The sequence below is a fragment of the Streptomyces xantholiticus genome (assembly GCF_014651015.1).
Classification (GTDB): domain Bacteria; phylum Actinomycetota; class Actinomycetes; order Streptomycetales; family Streptomycetaceae; genus Streptomyces; species Streptomyces xantholiticus.
This window is the reverse complement of sequence record NZ_BMWB01000012.1, coordinates 115,594-137,971: the sequence shown is the minus strand read 5'-3', so window position 1 is coordinate 137,971 and position 22,378 is coordinate 115,594. Positions and strand designations below refer to the sequence as shown.

The 22,378-nt window shown below is 70.1% G+C and carries 20 protein-coding genes and 1 pseudogene; 12 read left to right on the top strand and 9 right to left on the bottom strand.

The genetic code is table 11. The features are described from left to right. Nucleotides 1–255 precede the first annotated feature (255 nt). On the top strand, nt 256–645 hold the full coding sequence (locus IE198_RS19350) for a hypothetical protein (protein WP_189888234.1): 390 nt from the start codon (nt 256–258) through the stop codon (nt 643–645). 509 nt (nt 646–1,154) lie between these two features. On the opposite strand, the gene IE198_RS19345 is transcribed toward IE198_RS19350, so the two are convergent. Both IE198_RS19345 and IE198_RS19340 read right to left on the bottom strand, forming a co-directional pair. Continuing rightward, nucleotides 1,155–1,760, bottom strand: coding sequence for a hypothetical protein (locus IE198_RS19345; protein WP_189888232.1), 606 nt, complete (start codon nt 1,758–1,760; stop codon nt 1,155–1,157). Next, complete coding sequence (locus IE198_RS19340) at nt 1,757–2,851, bottom strand: M20 family metallopeptidase (protein WP_189888349.1); 1,095 nt, start codon at nt 2,849–2,851, stop codon at nt 1,757–1,759. Before IE198_RS19340 ends, IE198_RS19345 begins: the two co-directional genes overlap by 4 nt. Nucleotides 2,852–3,119: 268 nt before the next feature. Between IE198_RS19340 and IE198_RS19335 the strand changes: the two genes are divergently transcribed. Together IE198_RS19335 and IE198_RS19330 are read left to right on the top strand one after the other, a co-directional pair. Then, on the top strand, nt 3,120–4,004 hold the full coding sequence (locus tag IE198_RS19335) for a LysR family transcriptional regulator (protein ID WP_189888230.1): 885 nt from the start codon (nt 3,120–3,122) through the stop codon (nt 4,002–4,004). A gap of 175 nt (nt 4,005–4,179) precedes the next feature. Then, nucleotides 4,180–4,455, top strand: coding sequence for a hypothetical protein (locus IE198_RS19330; RefSeq protein WP_189888357.1), 276 nt, complete (start codon nt 4,180–4,182; stop codon nt 4,453–4,455). Between the two features lie 467 nt (nt 4,456–4,922). Here the strand turns inward: IE198_RS19330 and IE198_RS19325 are convergent, their stop codons facing one another. From IE198_RS19325 to IE198_RS19305, 5 genes are all read right to left on the bottom strand, one after another. Continuing rightward, nucleotides 4,923–6,521 carry a solute symporter family protein gene (locus IE198_RS19325; RefSeq protein WP_189888228.1) on the bottom strand — a complete coding sequence of 533 codons (1,599 nt, stop codon included), beginning with the start codon at nt 6,519–6,521 and terminating at the stop codon, nt 4,923–4,925. Beyond that, on the bottom strand, nt 6,518–6,892 hold the full coding sequence (locus tag IE198_RS19320; RefSeq protein WP_189888226.1) for a DUF485 domain-containing protein: 375 nt from the start codon (nt 6,890–6,892) through the stop codon (nt 6,518–6,520). The genes IE198_RS19325 and IE198_RS19320 overlap by 4 nt, the downstream gene beginning before the upstream one ends. Before the next feature lie 360 nt (nt 6,893–7,252). Continuing rightward, nucleotides 7,253–7,903: a TetR/AcrR family transcriptional regulator gene (locus IE198_RS19315; RefSeq protein ID WP_189888224.1), complete on the bottom strand. Its 651-nt coding sequence runs from the start codon at nt 7,901–7,903 to the stop codon at nt 7,253–7,255. A gap of 135 nt (nt 7,904–8,038) precedes the next feature. Continuing rightward, nucleotides 8,039–8,734: a TetR/AcrR family transcriptional regulator gene (locus IE198_RS19310; protein WP_229834106.1), complete on the bottom strand. Its 696-nt coding sequence runs from the start codon at nt 8,732–8,734 to the stop codon at nt 8,039–8,041. Continuing rightward, nucleotides 8,731–10,029, bottom strand: coding sequence for a PucR family transcriptional regulator (locus IE198_RS19305; protein WP_189888222.1), 1,299 nt, complete (start codon nt 10,027–10,029; stop codon nt 8,731–8,733). Before IE198_RS19305 ends, IE198_RS19310 begins: the two co-directional genes overlap by 4 nt. A 189-nt stretch (nt 10,030–10,218) precedes the next feature. Between IE198_RS19305 and IE198_RS19300 the strand changes: the two genes are divergently transcribed. The 7 genes from IE198_RS19300 to IE198_RS19270 all read left to right on the top strand — a co-directional run bounded on the left by IE198_RS19300 (nt 10,219) and on the right by IE198_RS19270 (nt 16,594). Further along, a complete protein-coding gene (locus IE198_RS19300; protein ID WP_229834105.1) occupies nt 10,219–10,977 on the top strand; it encodes an ABC transporter ATP-binding protein in 759 nt (252 codons plus the stop codon). A 35-nt stretch (nt 10,978–11,012) separates the two neighbouring features. Further along, nucleotides 11,013–11,777 (top strand): ABC transporter ATP-binding protein, encoded by a 765-nt coding sequence (locus tag IE198_RS19295; RefSeq protein ID WP_189888345.1) that lies wholly within the window; start codon nt 11,013–11,015, stop codon nt 11,775–11,777. A gap of 5 nt (nt 11,778–11,782) precedes the next feature. Continuing rightward, nucleotides 11,783–12,664 (top strand): branched-chain amino acid ABC transporter permease, encoded by an 882-nt coding sequence (locus tag IE198_RS19290; RefSeq protein WP_100111593.1) that lies wholly within the window; start codon nt 11,783–11,785, stop codon nt 12,662–12,664. Continuing rightward, nucleotides 12,661–13,758 carry a branched-chain amino acid ABC transporter permease gene (locus IE198_RS19285; RefSeq protein WP_189888217.1) on the top strand — a complete coding sequence of 366 codons (1,098 nt, stop codon included), beginning with the start codon at nt 12,661–12,663 and terminating at the stop codon, nt 13,756–13,758. The genes IE198_RS19290 and IE198_RS19285 overlap by 4 nt, the downstream gene beginning before the upstream one ends. Before the next feature lie 5 nt (nt 13,759–13,763). Further along, nucleotides 13,764–15,044, top strand: a complete 1,281-nt coding sequence (locus IE198_RS19280; protein WP_229834104.1) for an ABC transporter substrate-binding protein — start codon at nt 13,764–13,766, stop codon at nt 15,042–15,044. Nucleotides 15,045–15,194: 150 nt separating this feature from the next. After that, the gene (locus IE198_RS19275) at nt 15,195–15,791 is read left to right on the top strand and encodes a carboxymuconolactone decarboxylase family protein (protein ID WP_189888213.1); all 597 of its coding nucleotides are present in this window, start codon (nt 15,195–15,197) and stop codon (nt 15,789–15,791) included. Next, on the top strand, nt 15,791–16,594 hold the full coding sequence (locus tag IE198_RS19270) for an SDR family NAD(P)-dependent oxidoreductase (RefSeq protein ID WP_189888211.1): 804 nt from the start codon (nt 15,791–15,793) through the stop codon (nt 16,592–16,594). The genes IE198_RS19275 and IE198_RS19270 overlap by 1 nt, the downstream gene beginning before the upstream one ends. Before the next feature lie 43 nt (nt 16,595–16,637). On the opposite strand, the gene IE198_RS19265 is transcribed toward IE198_RS19270, so the two are convergent. Then, a complete protein-coding gene (locus IE198_RS19265) occupies nt 16,638–19,427 on the bottom strand; it encodes a SpoIIE family protein phosphatase (RefSeq protein ID WP_189888209.1) in 2,790 nt (929 codons plus the stop codon). Nucleotides 19,428–20,018: 591 nt separating this feature from the next. Here IE198_RS19265 and IE198_RS19260 point away from each other — a divergent pair. Then, complete coding sequence (locus IE198_RS19260; RefSeq protein WP_189888207.1) at nt 20,019–20,531, top strand: GNAT family N-acetyltransferase; 513 nt, start codon at nt 20,019–20,021, stop codon at nt 20,529–20,531. A 283-nt stretch (nt 20,532–20,814) separates the two neighbouring features. Here the strand turns inward: IE198_RS19260 and IE198_RS19255 are convergent. Continuing rightward, nucleotides 20,815–21,132: pseudogene (locus IE198_RS19255) on the bottom strand (SDR family NAD(P)-dependent oxidoreductase); the annotation flags it as partial. A 165-nt stretch (nt 21,133–21,297) separates the two neighbouring features. On the opposite strand from IE198_RS19255, the gene IE198_RS19250 reads away from it, so the two are divergent. Continuing rightward, nucleotides 21,298–22,164, top strand: a complete 867-nt coding sequence (locus tag IE198_RS19250; RefSeq protein WP_189888205.1) for a helix-turn-helix transcriptional regulator — start codon at nt 21,298–21,300, stop codon at nt 22,162–22,164. Nucleotides 22,165–22,378: the final 214 nt, after the last annotated feature.

Sequence of the window (22,378 nt, the reverse complement as noted above, 5' to 3'; positions counted from 1 at the left end):
GGTGCGACCCTCTCGGCCGCTCGACACGGGCGACTGCCTGCGATGGTCGAACACATCCGCACTCAGGTGGGGGCATGAAGCTCCCACTTCACTCGTAAGCATCGCGATTCCGTCCACATGGCCGGGAGCGGCAGGCACGCATGCCGACAGCTGTCCGCATTGACCTGAATGCCGGACTCGTCCACAGGTGGGAGAATCGCAATACACCTGGCACCACAGGAGTGCCCCCACGACTTTGGACAGGCAGGTCGGCGCATGGCCAAGGAACCCAAGTCATCACAGCCCTCGCACGGCAAAGGCCCGAGCCGTCACCGGGGAACCGAGCACCACGGCTGGTCCCCGGACGTGGACGAGACCCGCCAGCAGGACAACCCCAGCGCCCGGCGTTCCTTCCATGCCGAGGAGCACGCGGGCAGCCCCGGCAAGGGCAGGAGGATTTCCGAAGAAGAGAAGGGATCTGTTCCCGGCGACAACGTGGAAAGCGAGACCGGGAGCGGCGAGGAGTACGGCGACAGCCCGGAGAAAGGCATGCGCGACACCGGCCGCAAGGGCCGCTCGCAACGCCCCAGCGGGACGAAGGACGACTCCGCGTTCACCGGCGTCGACCCTGACAAACCCGGCCAGGGCAAGCGCCGACCGGGCTAGATTCCTGGCGCGAAGGATGCGGAGCCCCGGAAAAAGGCGGGGCTCCGCATCAGGGCGGGTTCCGCTCCCTTCGATCACCGTGAGCCCGGCCTCCGAACTGTGGCGGCTGACGACGAAGCGGGCCGACGCGGCCGTCAGGCATCCGCAGTCCGAGCTCATCCGTGAGTAAGGACCTCCACGACCTGTCCGTCGGCACCCTTGGGGCTGCCGTTCGAGCTTGATCTTCAACGTGGGTGGCGGGGGACACGGGGTCGTTGTTTTCGTCGTCCGGCGCCTTGCGGGGTCGGGTTTGCCGAGTGTGCGCACATCGTGGCGTGGGGGTCGGCCGGGTGTCCTTACGACCGGGTGGCCGTCCGGGGCCGGGGCGAGAGGATGTCGGTGCTTGGCGGCGCCGCCGGCGATCCGGGGCTTCGCCGTGCCAGGGCCGGAACCGCCGTTCGACCAGCGAGTCGCGTGTGTGCGGCGTCCTTGCAGGCGGCCGTCCTCCTGCCGCTTGACGGCACGACCTCTCAGGGAGCCGTCAGCGCCTGGAGTCCGAAGGTCCGGCCGAGCCGTTCTTCGACCGCCTCGAGGCCCTTGATGCCCTTGGCGAGTTCCTTCCAGCCCCGCTCCACCTGCCTGGCCTCCTCGGCGCTCTGGCTGGTCTCGCCGGTGCCGAGTCGCGTCGCGTCGTACACGGCGCCGCCGCCCTCGCTGATGTTCTTGAGGGCGGCCGACCAGGCGGCCTGGGTCTTCGGGTCGGGGATGGGAGGGTACTCCTGGGCCTCGCGGACGTAATCGAAGAACCAGGTGAAGTCGATGACCCACATGTCCTCGTCATGGTGGGAGTAAACCTCCTCGGCCTGGCGGTGCACGGCGCTGATCTGCTCCTCACCTCCGGACTCGTACCAGAGCGCAACATTGGCGGCGGTCCGCGCGGAAGTGGTGGCGGACGGGTAGTGCGTCGGCGGAGTGCTCTCCGTCGGCGTCAGCGGGTCGGCGATCGCCGTGGTGGCGTCCGTGGCTGTCGGTCCAGTGGCCGGTGCCGCGCCGGGAGCGGTGGAACAGGCGGCCAGGGCCACGGCGGCTGTGAGAGCGGTGAACACCAGCGCGAGGTGTCGTGTCGGTTGCCTCATCGCACGGTCCTCCTCATCAGCTCGGCCAGCAGACGGGCTCGGGGGACCATCTGCGCGACCTCCACGTACTCGGTGTCCGCGTGGGCTCCACCACCCACGGCGCCCAGGCCGTCCAGGGTCGGACAGCCCGATGCTGCGATGTGGTTGCCGTCCGAGGCGCCGCCGACAGCGGCTGCGCTCAGGGGCGCCTGGCCCAGATCCGAGGCGACACGGGAAGCGAGGGCGAACAGATCGGCGCTGGACGCCGGTTGCATGGGCGGCCGCCCCGGGCCGCCCAGGACCTCCAGCCGGGCACCGGGCGTTCGGGGGGTGAGTGCTCGTACAAGCCCGTCGATCCGGTCCTGTGCCGCCGCGGTCGGTACGCGCACGTCCACCGATACCCTCGCCGTCGCGGGCACCGTGTTGCGCGCGCTGCCGGCCGACAGCAGCGTGGGCGTGACCGTCGCGGCGCCCAGGAGGGGGTGAGCTGCGCCCACGGCTGCCCCGATGCCGGCGAGGGCCAGGACCTGGTGAGCGGCCTCCACGGCGGCGTTGACGCCCTTGTGCGGTTCCTGACCCGCGTGGGCGGCCCTGCCGTGGACCACGACTTCGTAGCGTGAGGTGCCCTTGCGGGCGGTCTTGAGCGCGCCCCTCTCGTCCGCGGCCGCCTCCAGCACGAAGGCGGCGACGCACCCCCGGGCAGTTTCCTCCATCAGGTGCCGCGAGGTCGGGGAGCCGACCTCCTCGTCCCCGTTGACCAGGATGCACACTCCGTCCGGGGAGGGCAGCGAGGCCAGCGCGTGGAACATCTGCACCAGGCCCGCCTTCATGTCCAGGACCCCGGGGCCGCGGGCGATCCCGTCGGCCACCGACCAGGGACGGGACCGGAGTGAGCCGATGGGCCACACCGTGTCGTGATGTCCCACCAGCAGCACGCGCGGGGTACCGAAGGCCCACCGCAGATGGGTCACTCCGTCGATCACCATCGTCTCCGGCTCGGCTTCCAGCAGCCGCGTACCGAGGGTGCCGACCACCTCGGCACTGCGCGCCACCGCGGCGTGGTCGTCCGAGAAGGACTCGCACCGGACGAGTTCCTCCAGATCAGCGAGCATCACCGGCAACTCGAGCGCGGCTCCCCGGTTCAACGATCCCACCGGTCCCACCTCTCCTGTCCTCGCAACATCACACCTCTCCCCTCGGATCGCACATGTCGGTGGAGCGGCAGTGCGTTTTCCTCCTCCGCAGCACCGCCGCACGAACGACGCTAGGGCGCAGGAAGGGATGCCACCAGCGACTGGATTGCATGGAATCCATGCGTCGCAGGCATGGGTTGGGGGACCATGTCGAGTGGCCGAGAAAGGCCCTGGCTGTGGGAGGAACGTGTTCGAGAACGACGCGCTGCGGCTGCTCGTGGCGGTGGCCGAGACGGGGTCGTTCACCAAGGCGGCGGTCCGGCTCAACTACACGCAGTCCGCGGTGTCCCGCCGGATCGCCACGCTGGAACAACAGGCGGGCGGGCCGCTGTTCGAGCGGCTGCCGCGGGGTGTGCGGCTCAATCCCGCCGGGCGGGCGCTGCACCGGCACGCCGTGGAGGTGCTCGGCCGGCTGGCACGGGCGGAGCGGGAACTGGCCGTACTGCGGGCAGGGCGCGGCGGGCTGCTGCACGTGGGGGCGTTCGCCACTGCGAACATCTCGCTGATGCCGGCCGCCCTGCGGGCGCTTCAGGAGGCCACGCCGGATGTCGAGGTCGTCGCGGTCGAGGGCCCGACCGACACACTGATACAGCAGCTCGCGGACGGGGCACTGGACATCGCCGTGGTCAGCGACTATCCGTACGGGCTTCCGTCGGCCGACGGGGTCACGACCACCGTGCTGTGCGAGGACGAACTGTTCGTCGCCCTCCCGCGTGGGCACCGCCTGACCGGCGCCGGGGCGATCGACCTCCGCGAACTGCGTGAGGAGGCCTGGCTGCAAAGCGCGTACGGCGACCGCCCCACGATGCTCGCCGACGCCTGCGCGCGGGCGGGTTTCGCTCCCAGGAGGATCATCCGCATCGCGGAGTGGACCGGGAAGTTCGGCTATGTGGCCGCCGGACTGGGAGTGGCGCTGGTGCCGTCGCTGGCCAGGTGGGCGGTTCCCGAGGAACTCGTCCTGTGCCGTCTCACCGACCCCGCCTTGCGCCGCACCCTGCACATAGCACTGCCTGCCACCCCGATGCCGACGGCGCTGCAACTGCGGAACCTGCTGCGCGACGCCGTGAATTAGGACCATGCCCTACGTGGTGAGGCGGTCGTTGTCGCGCCGGGCCTGTCCGCGACGCAGCCCGTTCACCCGCGCCGGTCTGCTCATCACCGGACCGGCGGACCCTGCCATGCGCCTGGAAGTCATCGACACCGTGCGCCCGACTGACGGGCCGCATCCAGCCGGTGGAAGCGGCGCCGTGCTCATTGGCCGGCGCCGCCACCGGGCAGCATGCCGCCACGAGCAGCCCATCCGTGCGGAAAGCCCGTTCTGCACCGGCGAGTTCGCCTGCTGCACGAGCGCCGGGGACCTGAAGGAGCACCACCAGCGCCGTGTTGAGCATCAGCAGCGGTCCCACCAGCGCGGGCGGCGCCCGGGTGTGCTCACCGCGGCCGGTCTGACCACGCGCGCCCGCCACGGCCGCCTCGTCCTCCACCGGCGTACCCCGCTGGGAGAGGCGCTGGTGCGGGCATGAACCCCCGGGGCCCCGGGCCCGGGCGGTGCTGCGCCGGATCGCCGACCCGGGCGGCACGGCCTCGTTCGATGAATACAGCAGTACTTCGCCAACCACCCGTCGGTCCTGATCCCGGCGACGACGACAGCCACTGCAGGCGCGCACGGGCCCGGGGGAGCGACGACCTGTCGACGCGGAACGGTCGGCAGCATCTGCGCGACGCGTACGCCGCCTTCATCAGGGCGGTCTACGCGCTCACCGTGCAGAAAGGCTCACCAGGCGGCGGAGGAGCCGAGGTTCCACCGCCGCCGTCACCGCAACACACACGCTCCCTCACCGGGGACGGCGGGGTACCGGCCCCACCACCGGAAGCTCCGTTGCCGCAGGGAGGTGGGGAGGACATCACGGGTCTCCGGGTTCGCAGGGAGGCGGTCCGTGAGGGTCTTGCCGCCACGGTCGGTGGGCAGCAGCCCCCCACGTCGCATCTGCTAGGCGGAGGTCTCCTCGGCGTTCGCGAGGGTGCGCAACTCGAGCGCGGAGTACGTGGCCTGGTCCGGCCTGTCCCTCCCCAGCACCGAACCGAGCCATCCCAGGAAGAATCCCAGGGGGGCGGAGACGATGGTCGGGTACTGCAAGGGGAACAGATTGAAGTCCATGTCCGGGAACAGCGCGGTCGGGCCTCCCGAAACCGCCGGGGACAGCACGGCCAGGACCACCGAGGAAACCAGTCCGCCGTAGATGCTCCACAGCGCGCCGGTGGTGGTGAAGCCCCGCCAGTAGAGGCCGTACAGCAGCGCGGGAAGAATCGCCGAAGCCGCGACGCAGAACGCGAGCCCGGCGGCGAAGGAGACGTTGAGGCGCTCGGCGAGCAGGGACAGGCCCACCGCGGCGCAACCGATCAGCACGACTGCCCAGCGGGCGACCATCAGTTCCTTCTCCTCGGTCGCGCGTCCCCGCTTGAGCACCGCGCCGTAGAGGTCGTGCGCCACGGATGTCGCTGCCGCGAGGGCGATGCCCGCAACAACGGCCAGGATCGTGGCGAACGCCACGCAGGCCATGACGGTGAGCATCCACGAGCCGCCGAGGGAGTGGGCGAGCAGCAGGGTGGCCGTGTTCCCCGAGGGGCTCCCGGCGACGATGGTCTCCGGGCCGAGAACCGCCGCGGCACCGAATCCCAAAATCCCCGCGGTCGCGCAGAACACGCACGTCAGAACCGCGGTCCACTGCACTGAACGCCGCGCAGCGCGCGCGGAGCGCACCACGGACATGCGCATCAGTATGTGTGGGAGTCCGGCGGCGCCGATCAGGGCTCCGAGTTGGAGGCTCACTCTGTCCAGCGCCTCGGTGCCGGTCCCCTGGGCGCGGGCGCCGGGGGCGAGGAAGTCCTCGCCGACGCCGCTGCGGCGGGCCGCGGTTCCCAGCAGGTCACTGGGGTTCCAATTGAACTTCGCCAGCACGAGCGCTGCCAGGAAGATGCTCGCGGCCAGCAGGACGGCCGCCTTGAGCAACTGTACGAGCGTAGCGCCGTGCATACCGCTGATGGCCACGTAGATGATCATCAGGACGCCGAGGAAGACCATCAGGTAGTTCTGGGCCGCCTCGCCGGATATGCCCAGCAGAGGTGCCGCGAGCGCACCGGCCCCCACGAGTTGGGCGGTGAGGTAGAACAGCGAGATCACCAACGTGGCGAGGCCCATGGCCAGATGGACGGGCCGCGGCCGCAGCCGGCGCGCCAGCGCGTCGCCCACCGTATAGCTGCCGGTGTTGTGGAACGGCTCGGCGATCACCAGCAGAATGACGGCCCAGACCACGACGGGCCCCACCAGGTACGGGATGCCGTCGAAGCCGGCCAGTGCAATCAGTCCGGGAGTGCCAAGAAGCGTCGCTGCGGAGATGAAGTCGCCGAACAGGGCGATCCCGTTGCGCGCCGAGGGCAGTTCGCGGCCGCTGACGAAGAAGCGGCGGGGTGTGTCGCTGTCCGCCGCACCCCACAAGGCGATGAGAATGACGCAGACGACGAATACGGCGAAGACGATCAGGGTTGTTCCGTTGTGAGCGATCTGGGCGGAAAGCTGCGAGGCGCTCACCGAAGTCTCCCTCTTGGTTCGAGCCCGGCCCGCACGCTCTCGGCCAGCGGATCCAGGGTGGTGCGGGCGTAACGCGCGTACCAACGGCACACGAGGAGCGTGGTGGCGCCCTGCAGCAGCGCCAGAGCGAGCCCGAGGTTCAGGTGGCCGACCAGCCTCACGGCCATCAACCCGCCGGCGACATTGGCCAGAAGGGCGTTGAGCAGATAGAAGCCGACCACGGCGGCGGCAACGGGAAGGACCCTGGAGCGGCGCTCCGCACGCAACCGTTCGACCTCCGTCGGGGGGTCCGGCTCGCCGTAAGGCGGGGGCGCGTAGGGGCTGCCGACGTACGATCGCGGTCGTTCGAACGGCTCAAAGGGACTGGTCAAGACGACATCAACTCCTCTTGGCTTTGCAGGCCGCGTCGAGGGCGAGGCGTCACCGCGGGGGCGGTCGACCGGGTCGGTCTCCGCCAGGGCACGCCTCGGTGTCCGAGCCGTGTCGCAGTGACGTGCTCAGCCCTTGGGGGTCCTGATCTCCTCGATCAGCGAGGGAAGTCGACCAGATCCTCCGGTTCACGGGCGGCCGCCGTCGAACCAGGGCAAGCGAAAGTTGCGCCGCGCGGCACCGGAACAATGCCGAACAGCGTTCGGTTGGGGAGCCTAGAGGTGCCCACGGTGCAGGGCAAGACGTCGTCGGCGAGTCGCACTCCGCGCCGATCCGGGGTCCGTTGCGACCCTGCGGGGCGATCAGGGCCCGGCGGGCTCCGGAGGCGCAGCGACACGGGCGTGCAGTGCGGTGAGGCCGTCGAGGAACATTTCCAGGGCGAGTTCGAAGCTGTCCCGGTCGATCACGCCTGCGCGGCCGCGCAGGCGGTGCGCCCCCGCCAGGTGTGGATAGCGCTCGACGTAGACCTGGACGTCGTCGTCGAACCCCCCGGCGAACGAACTCATCGCGGATCCGATGACCAGGTACTTGGTGGAGGCACCGATCAATGTGGCATAGCGCGGCGGCCAGCCGGCGCCCACGAGGCCGCCGTGAACGGCGTCGGCGCGCCGCAGGGAGGCCTCACGGCGGGCAGGGCCATAGGCCAGGAACGGGACGATCTGAGGATGCGCAGCCAGCGCGGCGCGGTAGGAACGGGCCCAGGAGGCCACGCCGTGCCGCCAGTCGCCGGTCTCGAAGCCGGAAACCTCCACGTCCTCCATGATGGTGTTGGCGACTTCGTTGAGGACGTCGTCCTTGGTCTTGACGTGCTCGTAGAGCGAGGAGACCTGAACCCCGAGTTCCCGTGCGAGCCTGCGCATCGAGAGTTCGGCAAGCCCGTCCTGGTCCACGATCGCCAGCGCCGCGGCGCAGATGCGCCCGCGGCTGAGAATCGGCTTGGTCGGTCGGCCCACCGATGCACCCCCACCCCTTGAGGCGCCAAGGTCAGCAGCGCCCCGCTTCAGGCTTCATCCTACCTACCCTGGGTGACCGAACATCGTTCGGAAGCCGTTGCACCGCACGAGCGGATGCCCCTGGTGGCGCGCCGGTCACCCGGGGGGCTTCGACAGGTGCGCCAGGATGCCGCAGACTTCCTCGATGATCTCCTGGGCTTCTGCCATGTCCGCGCAGTCGCTCAGCTCTTCGGCGACACCCCTGATCACCCTGGTCAGCACGACACCCCGGAGCCGGCAGGCCCGCCGGGTCTCATCCACCTTGAGCAGCTTGGCGTTGCGCCGTACCCACGAGCGGTCCCACTGCCGCCGCAGTGCGCCGAAACCGACCGGACCGTCCTCCTGCTGCAGCAACCTGCCCATGCGCCGGCGCACCCAGGCGCCCTCGAGATACGCCCTCGCCCCCGCGAGGAACAGTGCCATCGGGTCGGTCACGCCGTGCTGCCGCGCTGCCGCCACCACCGCCGCGGTCCGCTGCTCCTGCTCTTCCTGGAACTCCTCCCACAACGCCAGGTACAGGCCCCTCTTGCCGCCGTAGTGGTGGAAAAGGCTGCCGACGGCGATGCCCGAACGCGCCGCGATCTCCGTCACGCTCGCATTGCCGTAGCCGCGCTCGGTGAACACATCGAGCGCCGCGTCCAGCAATGCGCGCCGCACCGAGACTTCCGCGGCGGCCGCGGCCTCTGCGGGAGTCTGCACCGTCGCACCAGCCGCGGCCTCCACCCCCTCCGCCACGGTCTTCGCCGACGCCTGCGGTGAACCGGCCGTCGGCTCCGGACGAGTTTGGCTCACTGCACGTCCTCCGTTTCCCAGGGCGCGTCGCGGATGGCGAGAGCGACCAGCAGTTCCAGCAGATCGGCGATCCGGCGCGGGTTACGGCCGGTGCGCTCCTCGATGCGGCGCAAGCGGTAGTGCGCCGTGTTGTGGTGCACCTGCAGCCGCTCCGCCGCCAGCCTCAGGTTCAGATCCGCATCGGCGAACGCCCGTATTGTGGCCGCGAGCGAACCCCCACGCCGGACGTCCTCGTCGAGCAGGGCGCTGATCCGCGGGTCGACCAGCTGGCGGGCGATGGCGTCCGCGCGCAGGGCGAGGTACTGGAACGGAGACAGCCGCGGTAGCGCCGCCACCCCTCCCCCGCTGGGTACGAACTCCAGGGCGGCTCTGGCCTCCTGGTAGGCCCGCGGCAGTTCGGCCGTTCCCCCGGCCACCGTGCTGATGCCCATCGCCAGGACCGTTCCGTCCCGGGCCAGGTGACGCTGCGCCTCCTCGAAGCGCGCGCATATCTCGTCCGGCTCCGTGCCCGTGCGCAGCACCGGCACGGCCACGACCTCGCCGTGCCGCACGACCACCAGGACTCTGGCGGCCCGCACGCCGGCGGCGGATATCGCCGCGCTGGTGATGTACCCGCTCTCGGCCGCCGTGTCCGCTCCCCCGTGCCGGGCGCCGTCGACGCCGACCGCCACGACCACCATCATCGGCAGGTGCGCACCGATGCCGTAGGCCTGTGCCGCGGCCAGGAGGGGCCCCCGGGTCGGCATGTGGCCGGCGAGCAGTTGCTCGAGCAGGTCCCTGCGCTCGCGGTCCGCGTCGGCCACGACGTGCTGCTGGAACTCCAGGTAGGCCTGCGCTGCCTGGGTGCTGGCGAAGTCCATGTAACGCATCAACGGGCCGACCAGGGTGAGCACGGCCTCCTGCCCGGCTGCCGACGGGCTCGCGCACTCGCGCAGGGCCTCCCAGAAGACGTGCCGGCCGACCCGGAACGCGCTGATGTAGTCCTCCAGCGCGAACCCCTCGCGGGCCCTGCGCATCGCCGCCGCGCGACTGAAGGCCAGCTCCTCGGAGGCGAAGCCCCGCTCGCCCGCCAGCAGCGCCAGTTGGACCCGGTAGTGCGACAGCACCTGGTGACGCACGTCCTCGAAGAAGTGCTCGTCCTGCACCGCGTAGGCGGGTATCTCGGCTCGCATCATCGCAAGCGCGGCCTCCGTCACCTGCTCCACGCGCTCCTTCACGGCCCACAGGATCCGCAGCCGCTCGCGGCGCAGCGGCTCGGTCAGGGGAGGCACACTCGGAACGATCGCGGGATGCATGGCGCGATCGTCGTCGCCGAATCGTGACCAGTCAACAGGGTGGGGACCGGTTCTTCACGTCGGATTGTGCGCGGTGAACAGGGCGACGGCCGTGAAGTTGAGTGGTCACACCCAATGCCCGCGCAGACGGGGCCCTCCTACTGTGGCGCTCGCCCACCCCCCAGGGACCTTGTCGAAAGGGCGGAGCACATGCTCACGGTCGACGGCATCACCATGCGTTTCGGCGGAATCACCGCTCTGGACGGCGTCGGATTCGCCGTCGAGCAGGGCACCGCCGTGGGCCTCATCGGGCCCAACGGAGCGGGCAAGACCACGCTCTTCAACTGCCTGACCCGGCGTTGCACGCCCGACGAGGGCACGGTGTGCTACGAAGGCGAGGACCTGCTGTCCCTGCCACCGCACGCCGTGGCCGGGCACGGCATCGCCCGCACCTTCCAGAACCTGGGCCTGTTCCAGCACCTCACGGTCCGGGAGAATGTGATGGTCGGCGCTCACCACCGGGGCCGCACAGGGTATCTCACCGCCGCGCTGCGGCTGCCGCGGGTGCGGCGTGAGGAAGCGCGGCTGCGCTCGCTTGCGGAGGAGCTGCTGCGGCGGCTGGACCTTGCCGACGTCGCGGACCATCCCGCCTCCGGCCTGCCCTTCGGCACGCTCAAACGGGTCGAGTTGGCCAGGGCGCTGGCTGTGGAGCCCCGGCTGCTGCTGCTCGACGAGCCGGTCAACGGCCTCAGCCACGGCGAGGTCGAGGTCTTCGCCGACCTGATCCGGGCGGTGCGCGAGGACTTCGACCTCACCCTGGTCGTGGTCGAGCACCACATGGGCTTCGTGATGGGACTGTGCGATCGCGTGGTGTGCCTGGACTTCGGACGCACGATCGCCGACGGGCCGCCGGAACAGGTACAGCGTGACCCGGCCGTCATCGAGGCCTACCTGGGAGCAGCGGCGTGAGCGGGCAGGTGAAGGACTCTCCCGCCGGCGAACCCATGACTGAGGCCTTCCTCGAGGTGTCGGACCTGCACGCCGGCTACGGGCAGGCCCGTGTCCTGCACGGCATCGGCTTCTCTGTCGGCCGCGGCGAGATCTGCGCGATCCTCGGGCCCAACGGCGCGGGTAAGACCACGACCCTGCGGGCGCTGAGCGGCATGGTCAAGGGACGCGGATCGGTGACGCTGGACGGCACCCAGCTGCTGGGTCGCCTTCCCGAACAGACCGCCCGACTCGGTGTGGCACACGTACCCGAGGGCCGGGGCACGTTCAACGACCTCACCGTGGAGGAGAACCTGCGCGTCGGCGCGTATCTGCGCCACCGGCGAGGGCGCCGGGCCAGGAGCGAGCGGGTGGCGGTGGCAGCGGACCTGGAGCGGGTCTACGGCTATTTCCCCAAACTGCGCGAACGTTCCCGCCAGGCGGCCGGCAGCCTCAGTGGCGGCGAGCAGCAGATGCTCGCGATCGGCAGGGCACTGATGCTTCGTCCTGCGCTGCTGCTCCTCGACGAGCCCTCGCTTGGCCTGGCGCCCCTCGTCACCCGTGAGCTGTTCCGGATCGTCCGTACCGTCAACGAGGAGGAGCGCACGACCGTGGTCGTCGTCGAGCAGAACGCCCAGCTCGCGCTGGACATCGCGCATCAGGCGCACGTATTGGAGTCGGGCCGCCTGGTGCTGTCGGGCCCGGCCGATCAGATCCGTCAGGACGGCCAGGTCGCCGAGGTGTACCTCGGCATCTCCGTCCAGGCCCGGAAAGGCGGGTGAGGGTCGTGAGTGAATTCCTCCAGCAGGTCGTGGAAGGAGTGGGCGCCGGCTCGATCTACGCGAGCCTGGCACTGGCCCTGGTGTTGATCCACCGGTTCACCGGCATCGTCAACTTCGCCCAGGGCGAGCTCGCCATGATCTCCACCTATGTGGCGTGGCAGCTCGTCGCCTCGGGGATGCCGTTCTGGCTGGCCCTGCCGGTCACCCTCGCGATCTCCTTCGCGGGCGGCATGCTCATCGAGCGCCTGCTCATCCGGCCGGTCGAGGGAGCGCCCGAGCTGACCATCGTCATCGTCACCGTCGGCCTGTTCATCTTCGTCAACGCTGCTGCGGGCCTGATCTGGTCGTTCACCGTGAAGGACTTCCCTCAGCCGTTCCCGGAAGGCAGCGTCGCCCTGGCCGGGGTCGACATCGGCTGGTCGACGCTGGGCGTCATCGGCGTCGTGGCGGTGGTGATGGGACTGCTGTACCTGCTGTTCCAGCACACCAGGACCGGCCTGGTGATGCGGGCGGTCGCGGCCAATCCCGCCTCGGCCAGGCTCTCCGGCATCCGGATGGGCCGGGTGCTGATGCTCGGCTGGGGGCTGGCCGCGACGGTCGGCGCACTGTCGGGCGTCCTGGTCGCCCCGCTGCTGTTCCTGGAACCCAACATGATGGGCGGCGCCCTCATCTACGCCTTCGCCGCAGCCACGCTCGGCGGCTTCGACAGCCCGGTGGGCGCGGTGGCGGGCGGGCTGGTCGTGGGCGTGGCCGAGACGCTGGCCGGGGCCTACGTCGGATTCGTCGGCGCCGACCTGAAGATCGGCGTACCACTGCTGATCATCCTCGTGGTGCTGCTGGTGCGGCCCCAGGGGCTGTTCGGCCGGGCGGCGGTGGAGCGGGCATGAGCACGGGAGAACTCACGATGCACGCTTCGCGCACCGCGCGCTGGGCACGTCCGCTCGCGGCGCTGGTCATCACGGCCGCCCTGATCGCGACGCCGTACTACTTCGCCCCGTTCCGGGTCTTCCAGCTGACGATGGTGCTGCTGTACGCCGTCGTGCTGGCCGGCCTCAACCTGCTCGTCGGTTACGGCGGACAGATCTCGCTCGGCCACGGCGCGTTCTTCGCCGTGGGCGCCTACACGGCGGCCGTCATGCTCGACCGCTTCACCACCGGCCATCTGGCCACGCTCCCGGTCGCGGCCGCAGGGTGCTTCCTCCTCGGTCTGGGTTTCGGCGTACCCGCGCTACGGCTCCGCGGCCTCTACCTGGCCCTGGTCACCTTGGCGTTCGCCGTGTTCCTGCCGCCGCTGCTGAAGCGGTTCGAGCACGTGACGGGCGGCTCCATGGGCCTGACCGTCCCCAAACCGCAGCCGCCTTCCTGGACCGGCCTGGCCGAGGACCAGTGGCTGTACTTCCTTACCCTCACCGTCGCCGCGGTCACGCTGCTGGTCGTCCGCAACCTGCTGCGCTCACGTGTCGGCCGGGCGCTGCTCGCCATCCGGGAGAACGAGAGCGCGGCGGAGGTGATGGGGGTGAGGCTTTCCTTCCACAAGGCGCTCGCCTTCGCCTGGAGCGCGATGTTCGCAGGTGTCGCCGGGTGCTTGTACACCTGGGTGATCGGTTTCGTGTCTCCTGACTCCTTCAGCCTCAACCTGTCCATCACCCTGCTGGCCGGCCTCGTCGTGGGTGGCCTCGCATCGGTGTACGGGCCACTGCTGGGCGCGGCTTTCGTGATGTACGTGCCGAACCTGGCACAGGACATCAGCCCCGCCGCGCCAGGAGTGGTCTTCGGCCTTCTGATCATCGCCGTCATGTATCTGGCCCCGACGGGACTGGCCGGCCTGGCTGCCCGCGCCCGACAGGGGGTCCGGCGGTGTGTGGAACACCTCCGCCACACCCGCCGCCGACCGGAGCCCGCCTCCCCCGCGGAACAGACCGGTCCCCCACAGCCCGAACCCCAGCCCCTCACCGCTCCGCCCACCATTGGAAAGGGATGATCCGGATGCGCCACACCACCGCCCTGCGGGCAGCCGCCGCGGGCATCGCCGCCCTGCTCACCGCCACCGCCTGCTCAAGTCAACGGGGACAGGACGATTCCGCCGCCTCTGCCGACGGCGCCTGCAAGGGCCAGCAGACCACCGGTATCACCGACAAGAGCATCAAGCTCGGAGGCATCTACCCGATGTCCGGACCGGCCTCCGCCTACGGCACCATCAGCAACGGCGTCAGCACCTACTTCAAGTACGTCAACGCGGAGAAGGGCGGTATCGGCGGCCGCAAGGTCGAGTTCGTCGTCCGTGACGACGGCTACCAGCCGCCGAAGGCCGTGGAGGAAGCCCGAAGACTGGTGGAACGGGAGAAGGTCTTCGCCGTTTTCCAGACACTGGGAACGCCCTCCACCTCAGCCGTGTGGGACTACCTCAACCAGCAGAAGGTGCCGCAGCCGTTCGTGGCCACCGGCGCCTCCAAGTGGGGTACGGACACCGAGCACCCGTGGACCATGGGCTGGCAGCCCAACTACGTGGCCGAGTCCCGTATGTATGCCGACTACCTCAAGAAGGAGAAGCCGAAGGCCAAGGTGGCCGTGCTCTTCCAGAACGACGACTTCGGCAAGGACCTGCTGGGCGGCTTCAAACAGGCCGTCAAGGGCAGCGACATCACGGTCGTCGCCGAGGAGAGCTACGAGGTCACCGACCCTTCCGTCTCGGCCCAGATGACCAGCCTCGCTCGCTCCGAGGCGGATGTGCTGCTGAACATCACCACTCCCAAGTTCGGCAGCCAGGCTCTGGCCGCGGACGCGAAGAACCCCAGGTGGAACCCGCTGCACATCGTCAACAGCGTCTCGGCGTCGACCAGCGTGCTCAAGCCCGTCGGCTTCAAGAACGTGCAGGGCGTCGTCTCCGCCACCTACTTCAAGGATCCTGCCGACCCCCAGTGGGCTGACGACGCGGAGATGAAGACCTACCGGGCGGCGATGAAGAAGTACGCCCCGGACGCCGACCCCTCCATCCAGTTCAACGCCTACGGCTGGGCCGTGGCCTCCAGCCTGCACAAGGCCCTCGACGCCATGGAATGCCCGACGCGAGAAGGGCTGAGGGACGCCGTCCAAAAGCTCAAGGACGTCAAGGTGGACATGCTGCTCCCCGGCGTCGCTCTGAACACGGGCGCCAACGACCGGTTCCCCATCGAGACCATGCAACTCGTGCGCTTCCAAGGGGAACGCTGGGTCCTCTTCGGAGAACCCCTCGACACCCGGCAGAAGTTCGGCCCCGTGACCGGCTGACGTCCAGCTGACCGGGAGGGGCGGCTTGCGCACACCGGCCGGCCCTCCCGGCCCCCAAGGACCTGCCATGCCCCGACACACCCAAGCCCACGCAACCGCCGGACCACGCACCCACCCCTGGTTCACGTGGGCACTTCACCTGGAGACTCCATGCCGGAGCGAGATCCTGTGCGCAACGCCCTCCCACGACTCGTGCCCCTGCCCGAGGACGACTGGGATACGCGGACCCACCACCTGCTGGCCGCCGTCCCGCGGGACGCGGGGGGCCGGGTTCCGAACATCTTCACCACTCTCGTGCGTCATCCCGAGCTCTACGAACAGTTCATGCCCTTCGGAGGTCAGCTGCTCCGTCGCGGCCGGCTCTCCGGAAGGTTCCGTGAACTGCTGATCCTGCGCACCTCGCACAACACCGGAGCCCCGTACGAGTGGGGACGCCATGTGCCCCTGGCCAAGGCCGCGGGCTTCACCGATACGGAGATCGACCGCCTGGCCCAGGGCCCGGAGGCCGACGGGTGGACCGCCCTCGAAAGGAGCCTCATCCGGGCCGCGGACGAGCTGAACCGCGATGCGCGGCTCTGCGACGCCACGTGGGAAGTCCTGACCGAGCACTTCGACGAGGCGGAAATGATCGAGATCACCATGCTGGTCGGGCAGTACCACATGGTGGCGTTCTTCTTGAACTCCGTCGGCGTGGAGTTGGACCCGGGCTTCGACGGCGCAGGCCCTGCCGGAAGGGAACGGGATTGATGAGTGAGGTGGAACGGGACCGCGCCGCCCGAATGCTCGCGGGCCGCAAAGTGCTGGTCGTCGGCGCGGGTACGCGTCCCGACGACTCCCCGCAGGCGCCCGTCGGCAACGGCCGGGCCATCGCCGTTCTCGCCGCCCGCGAAGGCGCGGACGTGGCCTGCGCCGACGTCCTTGGCCCGGCAGCCGCCGTGACCGCCGGCCTGGTCACCGCCGAAGGTGCCCTGGGTGTTCCCGTGGTCGCTGATGCCACGGACGCGGAGCAGTCGGCCGCCATGGTCGCCGAAGCGGTCCGCGGGCTGGGCGGGCTGGACGCACTGGTGGTCAATGTAGGGGTGGGCCTCGGCTCCGGGCTGGCGGGCTCGTCGCCCGAGCAATGGGACGAGGTCCTCGGCCTGAATCTGCGTGCGCCTTTTCTCGCCGCCAAACACGGCCTTCCGTCGATGGCCGATGAAGGCGCCGTCGTCTTCATCGGGTCGGTCGCCGGACTGCGAGCCGCGACCGGCTCGCCGGCCTACGACAGCTCCAAGGCCGGTCTCTTCGGGCTGACCCGCCATGTGGCGAGGGAGGGAGCGGCACGAGGCATCCGCGCCAATATGGTCGTCCCCGGCCTGATCGACACGCCGATGGGCCGCCAGGCATCGGCGAACCGGAGTTCCCGGGCGGCCTCCTTCGCCCGCATTCCGCTCGGCCGTCAGGGCACCGCTTGGGAAGTGGCGGAGGCCGTCACCTTCCTGCTCTCCGATCGTGCCTCCTACATCACCGGCCAGAACCTGGTGGTGGACGGTGGTCTCACCGCGGTGTGACAGCGCGGTCAGCGCGACGACGTCCCCCTGGCGCTCCTGTTGGTCAAAGGACGTCGTCGCTCCATTGGTCGAGGAGGGTCTCGTCGGAGAGCCCGACGGATTCCGGCGTGCCGTGGAGGGATTGTTCGGTCCAGATGACTTTGCCGGCCGGGGTGTAGCGGGTTCCCCAGCGTTCGGAGTACTGAGCGACGAGGAACAGGCCGCGGCCGCCCTCGTCGGTGGTCTCGGCGCGGCGTGGATGGGGTGAGGTGCTGCTGGCGTCGGAGACCTCGCAGATCAGTGTCCGGTCGTGCAGCAGCCGGACGGTGATGGGCTCGGCGCCGTAGCGGATGGCGTTGGTGATCAGTTCGCTGAGGACGAGCTCGGTGGCGAAACCGATCTCCTCCAGACCCCAGTCCGCCAGGCGGCGGGCGCAGGCGGCGCGGATCGGGGCTACCGCTGAGGGGTCGCGGGGCACCTCCCAGTGGGCGACTTTCGCGGGGTCGAGCCGACGGGTGCGAGCCACCAGCAGCGCGATGTCGTCGCCGGGCCTTTCGGGCACCAGGGCCTCGATCACCGCGGCACAGGTGTCCTCCGGAGTGCGGCCGGTCCCGGCCAGGGCGTCTCGCAGGATTTCCAGGCCGGTGTCCAGGTCCCTGCCGCGGTCCTCGACCAGCCCGTCGGTGTAGAGGACCAGGCGGGAGCCCTCGGGCAGGACCAGTTCAGTACTTTCGAACGGGAAACTGGCGCTCAGGCCCAAGGGAGGCGAGACCGGTAGCTGGGGGAAGTCGACGGTTCCGTCGGAGTGGACCACCGCCGGACCAAGGTGGCCGGCGGTGGCGGCGGCCACCCGCCCGGAGACGGGGTCATAGATTGCGTACAAGCAGGTGGCCCCGGTGATCCCGTCCCGGTCGTGCATGTCGTCGGCGCTCTCGTTGGCGTCGATGTGGGCGACCAGCTCGTCGAGGTGACTCAGAAGTTCGTCCGGAGGCAGGTCCAGGGCGGAGAAGTTGTGCACGGCGGTGCGCAGTCGGCCCATGGTGGCCGCGGCGTGCAGACCGTGGCCGACGACGTCGCCGACCACCAGCGCCACTCGGGCGCCGGACAGGGGGATGACGTCGAACCAGTCGCCGCCCACGCCGGCCTGGGCCGGCAGATAACGGTAGGCGACGTCCAGCGCGTTCTGCTCGGGCACGCCCCGGGGCAGGAGGCTGCGCTGCAGGGTGACGGCCATGGTGTGTTCACGGGTGTAGCGGCGGGCGTTGTCGATCGCGACCGCTGCCCGGGCGGCCAGTTCCTCGGCGAATTCCTTGTCCTGCTCTTCAAATGGTGCGGACGCGCCTGCCCGCCGGAAGTCCGCCACTCCCAAGAGGACCCCCCGCGCCCGCATCGGCACCACAAGAAGGGAGTGGAATCCCTGGTCCAGGACTTGGTGCGCATGCTCGGGGTCCTGGGCCCGCCAGCCGTCGGCGGTGCTCAGATCGGCCTGCAGTACGGCTCGGCCGCTGATCACCGCGGCCGTGACGGGATGCGTGGGAGCGAACCGGACCAGTTCACCGACCGGGTGGAGGGAGTGGTCCCCTTCCACGCCCACGGAGGCGGTGCGGCGCATCTCGGTGCTCGCCTCTGGTGGCTCCTCGCCACGCAGGACCGGCTCCAGCAGCTCGACGGTGACGGCATCGGCGAACTGCGGAACGGACACTTCCGCCAGTTCTTCTGCGGTACGGGTCACATCCAACGTGGTACCCATCCGCGCCCCCGCGTCGTACAGCAGCTTCAGCCGCTCCCGCGCCGACTGTGCCCGCCCGGTGACCGCCGCAAGCTCCGTGGTGTCCCGCAGCGTCACCACGCTGCCCGCCTGTCCCCCGTAGGGCGCCGTGGGCCGCTTGTTCACCGCGAGCAGCCGGTCCCCGACCAGACGCACCGCATCCGTGACCGGCTCGCCCGATGCCAGCAGCGCCGCCGTCTCCGAGTCCAGCCCCAGGTCCGCCACGCGCCGCCACTCCACGTCCGCCGGAAGGTCCAGCAGCCGACACGCCTCGTCGTTGGCCAGCAGCACCCGCCCCTCCGCGTCGATGATCAGCACGCCCTCACGCACCGCATGCAGAACCGCGTCGTGGTGCTCGTACATCCGCGTCATCTCCGCCGGGCCCAGGCCATGCGTCTGCCGCCGCAGCCGCCTGGACACCAGCGCGGTGCCGGCGGTGGACAGGACGAGCGCGGCCACGCCGGTGCCCAAGATGATCGGCAGTTGCCGTTCGACCAGGTCTCCCACGTTCTCCACCGTGATCCCGGCGGACACCAGACCGACGACCGAACCGTCGGCCCCGAACACCGGGACCACTGCCTGAACAGCAGTTCCCACACCGGCGGGCAGCGGCGGGCCGCCTGCGCGCTCGACGACGGTGCGGCCTTCCAGCGCCGGTTCGATGGTGCCGACGAACTTCTTCCCGATCTGCGCCGGGTCGGGGTAGGTGAGGCGAATCCCATCCGTGTTCATGACGAGAACGAAGTCCACGCCCGCCCTCTTCCAGGCCGCTTCGGCGCGCGGCTGCAGCACGGCTGTCGGATTCGGGCTCTTCAACGCCTCAGCTGTGCCCGGGGCGTTGGCGAACATCTCGGCCGCCGCCAGCGACAGGCGCTCGGCCTCGCGTTCACTGCCACGATTGGCCTGCACAACCAAGGCCGTCACCGCGGCCGCCGCCAGCAGCAACACGATCACGACCTGCAGAGCGAACACCTGCCCGGCGGCGCTGCGCAGGCTCAGCAGGGAACGCAGCCCCGGCTTCCACCCACGACGCGCGGCCGCCGGGCCGTCTCGATCGGGCCAGGGACGTGCAGATGCTCGCCGCATTGGATCTTTTGGGCCGAAAAGACCCTCTTCCTTCATGGTCAATTTCTAGCACCGCTTGCCGCCCCGGGGTGAAACACCTGGTGCGTCCCTTTCTGCGGGCAGGCATACGTGCCTCCTGCGCGGGTGACGACGCGCCGGCCGTACTCGTGAACCATGCCGAGGGTGTCGACGCGACACGCGTCCGGCGCCTGGTGGCGGACGGCCGCGGTCCGGCGCCCGCGCGATACGCGTGCGGAAGGTGCCCGAGCTTCCCCGGCTCGCCCCGGGCATGCCCGACCGTCAGGCGTTTGCGGTGCGGTCGGAAACGCCGCCCCGGTCACACGGCCCGCCGGGGACCCCGCGCCCCTGGCGCCGGACGGTCGGCGAGGGCGCTGTCATGGTCGAGCGATGACGGTCGGCCGCGATCCTCCGGCTTGAACCACGCCGACTCCGTTGAGTGACGAACAAGTGCTAAGCGTAATCGGTTTGGCGCAAACCCGCCTTGAGTCGGACGGGGAGTGGCAAAAGACTGCTCGTGTGCCGAAGCGGACATCCGCCCCGAGGAGTCCGCCCGCACGCCCGTCACGTATGCCATTGTCAGGAGACCATCGCATGCCCGACGCCGGCCGAGACACCGCGCACCCGATCATGTTGAACGACGGCACCGCCACCCGCACCCGCGAAGTGACACCCGCCGACCTCGAACCGATCCAGGCACTGCACCGCCGCTGCTCACCGGGCAGCCGAGCCCTGCGCTACCACGCAGGGAAACCCCAACTCTCTCCCGCCGGATGGCGACTGCTGTCCGACCCGGGACGCGGCACCACGTTGGTGACCACCCCGGCCCAGCGCATGGACCACATCATCGCCATGACCAACGTGATGCGCACCGACCAGCAAGGGGTGGGCGAGCTCGCCGTGCTGGTCGAGGACGCCTGGCAGTCCAAGGGGCTGGGCACCGCCCTGGCCGCACACGCGGCCGAAGTGGCACGCCGGGCGGGCCACCACACCTTGACCGCGGCGGTCGCTGCGCAGAACGTACCGATGCTCCACGTCCTGGAGAGTCTGGACGCACCGCCCCCTCGCGCCATGGGACCCGTCCTCGACATCCACGTCCCGCTGTAGCGCGTTGGGCGACACTCCAACCGTGCGGTCCCCGCACCCGGCTCGCTGCCGTGGCCGGCGACAAGGCCCACTCCTTTGCGATACACGGGGGCGGGAGGGAGTCCCGCAGTGTCGCGGCGAACCGGGCGGCGTCCAGGAGGATCTCCCGCCCGGGCGTCGACATCTCGTCGTACGTCATGGAGTTGACCCACCTCGACGAACAGGTCGTGGACGGCGGCCGGAATCGACACCGGGACCCGGGCGGGCACTCTCGCCGCCAACGCTGCAAGAGCACGTTGACGGCGAAGGTGGACTCGAACCCGTCGGGTCCCTCGGTGAGCGCGTTGGTGTACTGCATGCCCGCGTTGCCCACGAAGCCGCGCAGCGGCGGGAGTTCACCGCGGTCGAGCCGGTCGCGGATCTCGATGGCGGCCGAGCGGACGCTCACCAGCGAGCCGAGGTCCGCCGAGACGTGCGAGACCGCGTGCCCACCCACGCCGAGCTCCGCGGCCAACCGTGCGCCGGAGGATCCGCGGGCGACGACGAAGAGGTGCACGTCCGGCGACCGGCGCAGGATGTGCTCCGCGGCAACGCGACCGATCCCGCGGCTCGCGCCCGTCATCACGATGGTGTGCTGCATGGGGGACTCCTCAACCGGTCAGCCGATGGCGCCCGACTTGGGCGCAACCACACCTTCGCTGCCCGTGCCAACGCCAACCAGTGCCGTCCCCGTCACCAGGACTGGCAGTACCCAGGCTCATCCGGCGCCGCTCGGGAGAATGAACCCATGGCTTCCCCCCGCTACGGCTTCGCCGCACTCCTGCGCGTCTGGCGCGACCGCCTGTCCCCGACCGACGCCGGCTTCACCGTGACGGACGGCCGTCGTGCCCCAGGACTGCGCCGCGAAGAGCTCGCACAGCTGGCCGGGCTCTCCGTCGACTACGTCCTGCGCCTGGAGCAGGGACGCGCGAAGAACCCCTCGGCCCAGGTCGTCGGCGCCCTCGCCCGAGCCCTTCACCTCTCCCGCGCCGAGCGCGACCAGCTCTATCGAAGCGCCGGACTCCTGCCGCCCCAGGACGGGACGGTCAGCACGCATGTGCCCCCTGGGATCCAACGGCTCGCCGCCCGCCTGGGCAACGTCCCGATAGGGGTGTTCACCGCCGACTGGACCCTGGTGTGGTGGAACACCACGTGGAGCGCCCTGCACGGCGACCCCTCCGCCCTTCCCGCCGCCGAACGGAACCTCGCCCGTGCACTCTTCGGCAACGGGGCAGCTCGTGCCTCGATGCCTCCCATCCGGTCCGAGCGCGGCGAGGACGCGTTCGCGGCGTCGATCGTCGCCGACCTCAAGGACGCGGCGTCCCGCTATCCCAAGGACGCCCGGCTCGATCGTCTCGTGCAGGAACTACGGGGAGTATCCGACACCTTCGCTCATCAATGGGCGACGGAGACGGCCGCCGCCCAGCACACGACTGACCGCAAGACGATCCGGCATCCGCAGATCGGCGACATCCGGCTCGACTGCGACGTCCTCATCGTCCCCGGCGCAGACCTGCGCATGGTCACCTACACGGCAGCGACCGGAAGCAGCGACGCGGGGAAACTGGACCTTCTTCGACTCACAGCCGGCCGTACCGCGCCCGCGCTCCCCTGACCGCGCGGCTGCTGGGCAGTTTCGCCGAGCCGGCAGGGCAAACCTCGCCGCGCGACTGCAGCCGGAAAGGCGACGGCGTCCACCACTCCATGATCTCCCTGGAGGACGGCGAGAGCTCTGCCGCCGACCGGGACGAGAACGCTGCCACCGTCGCCTCCTCGCTCTGTTGATCCGTCCGGCGTCCCGCCGCGACACCCCGCCGGACTCCTCGCGA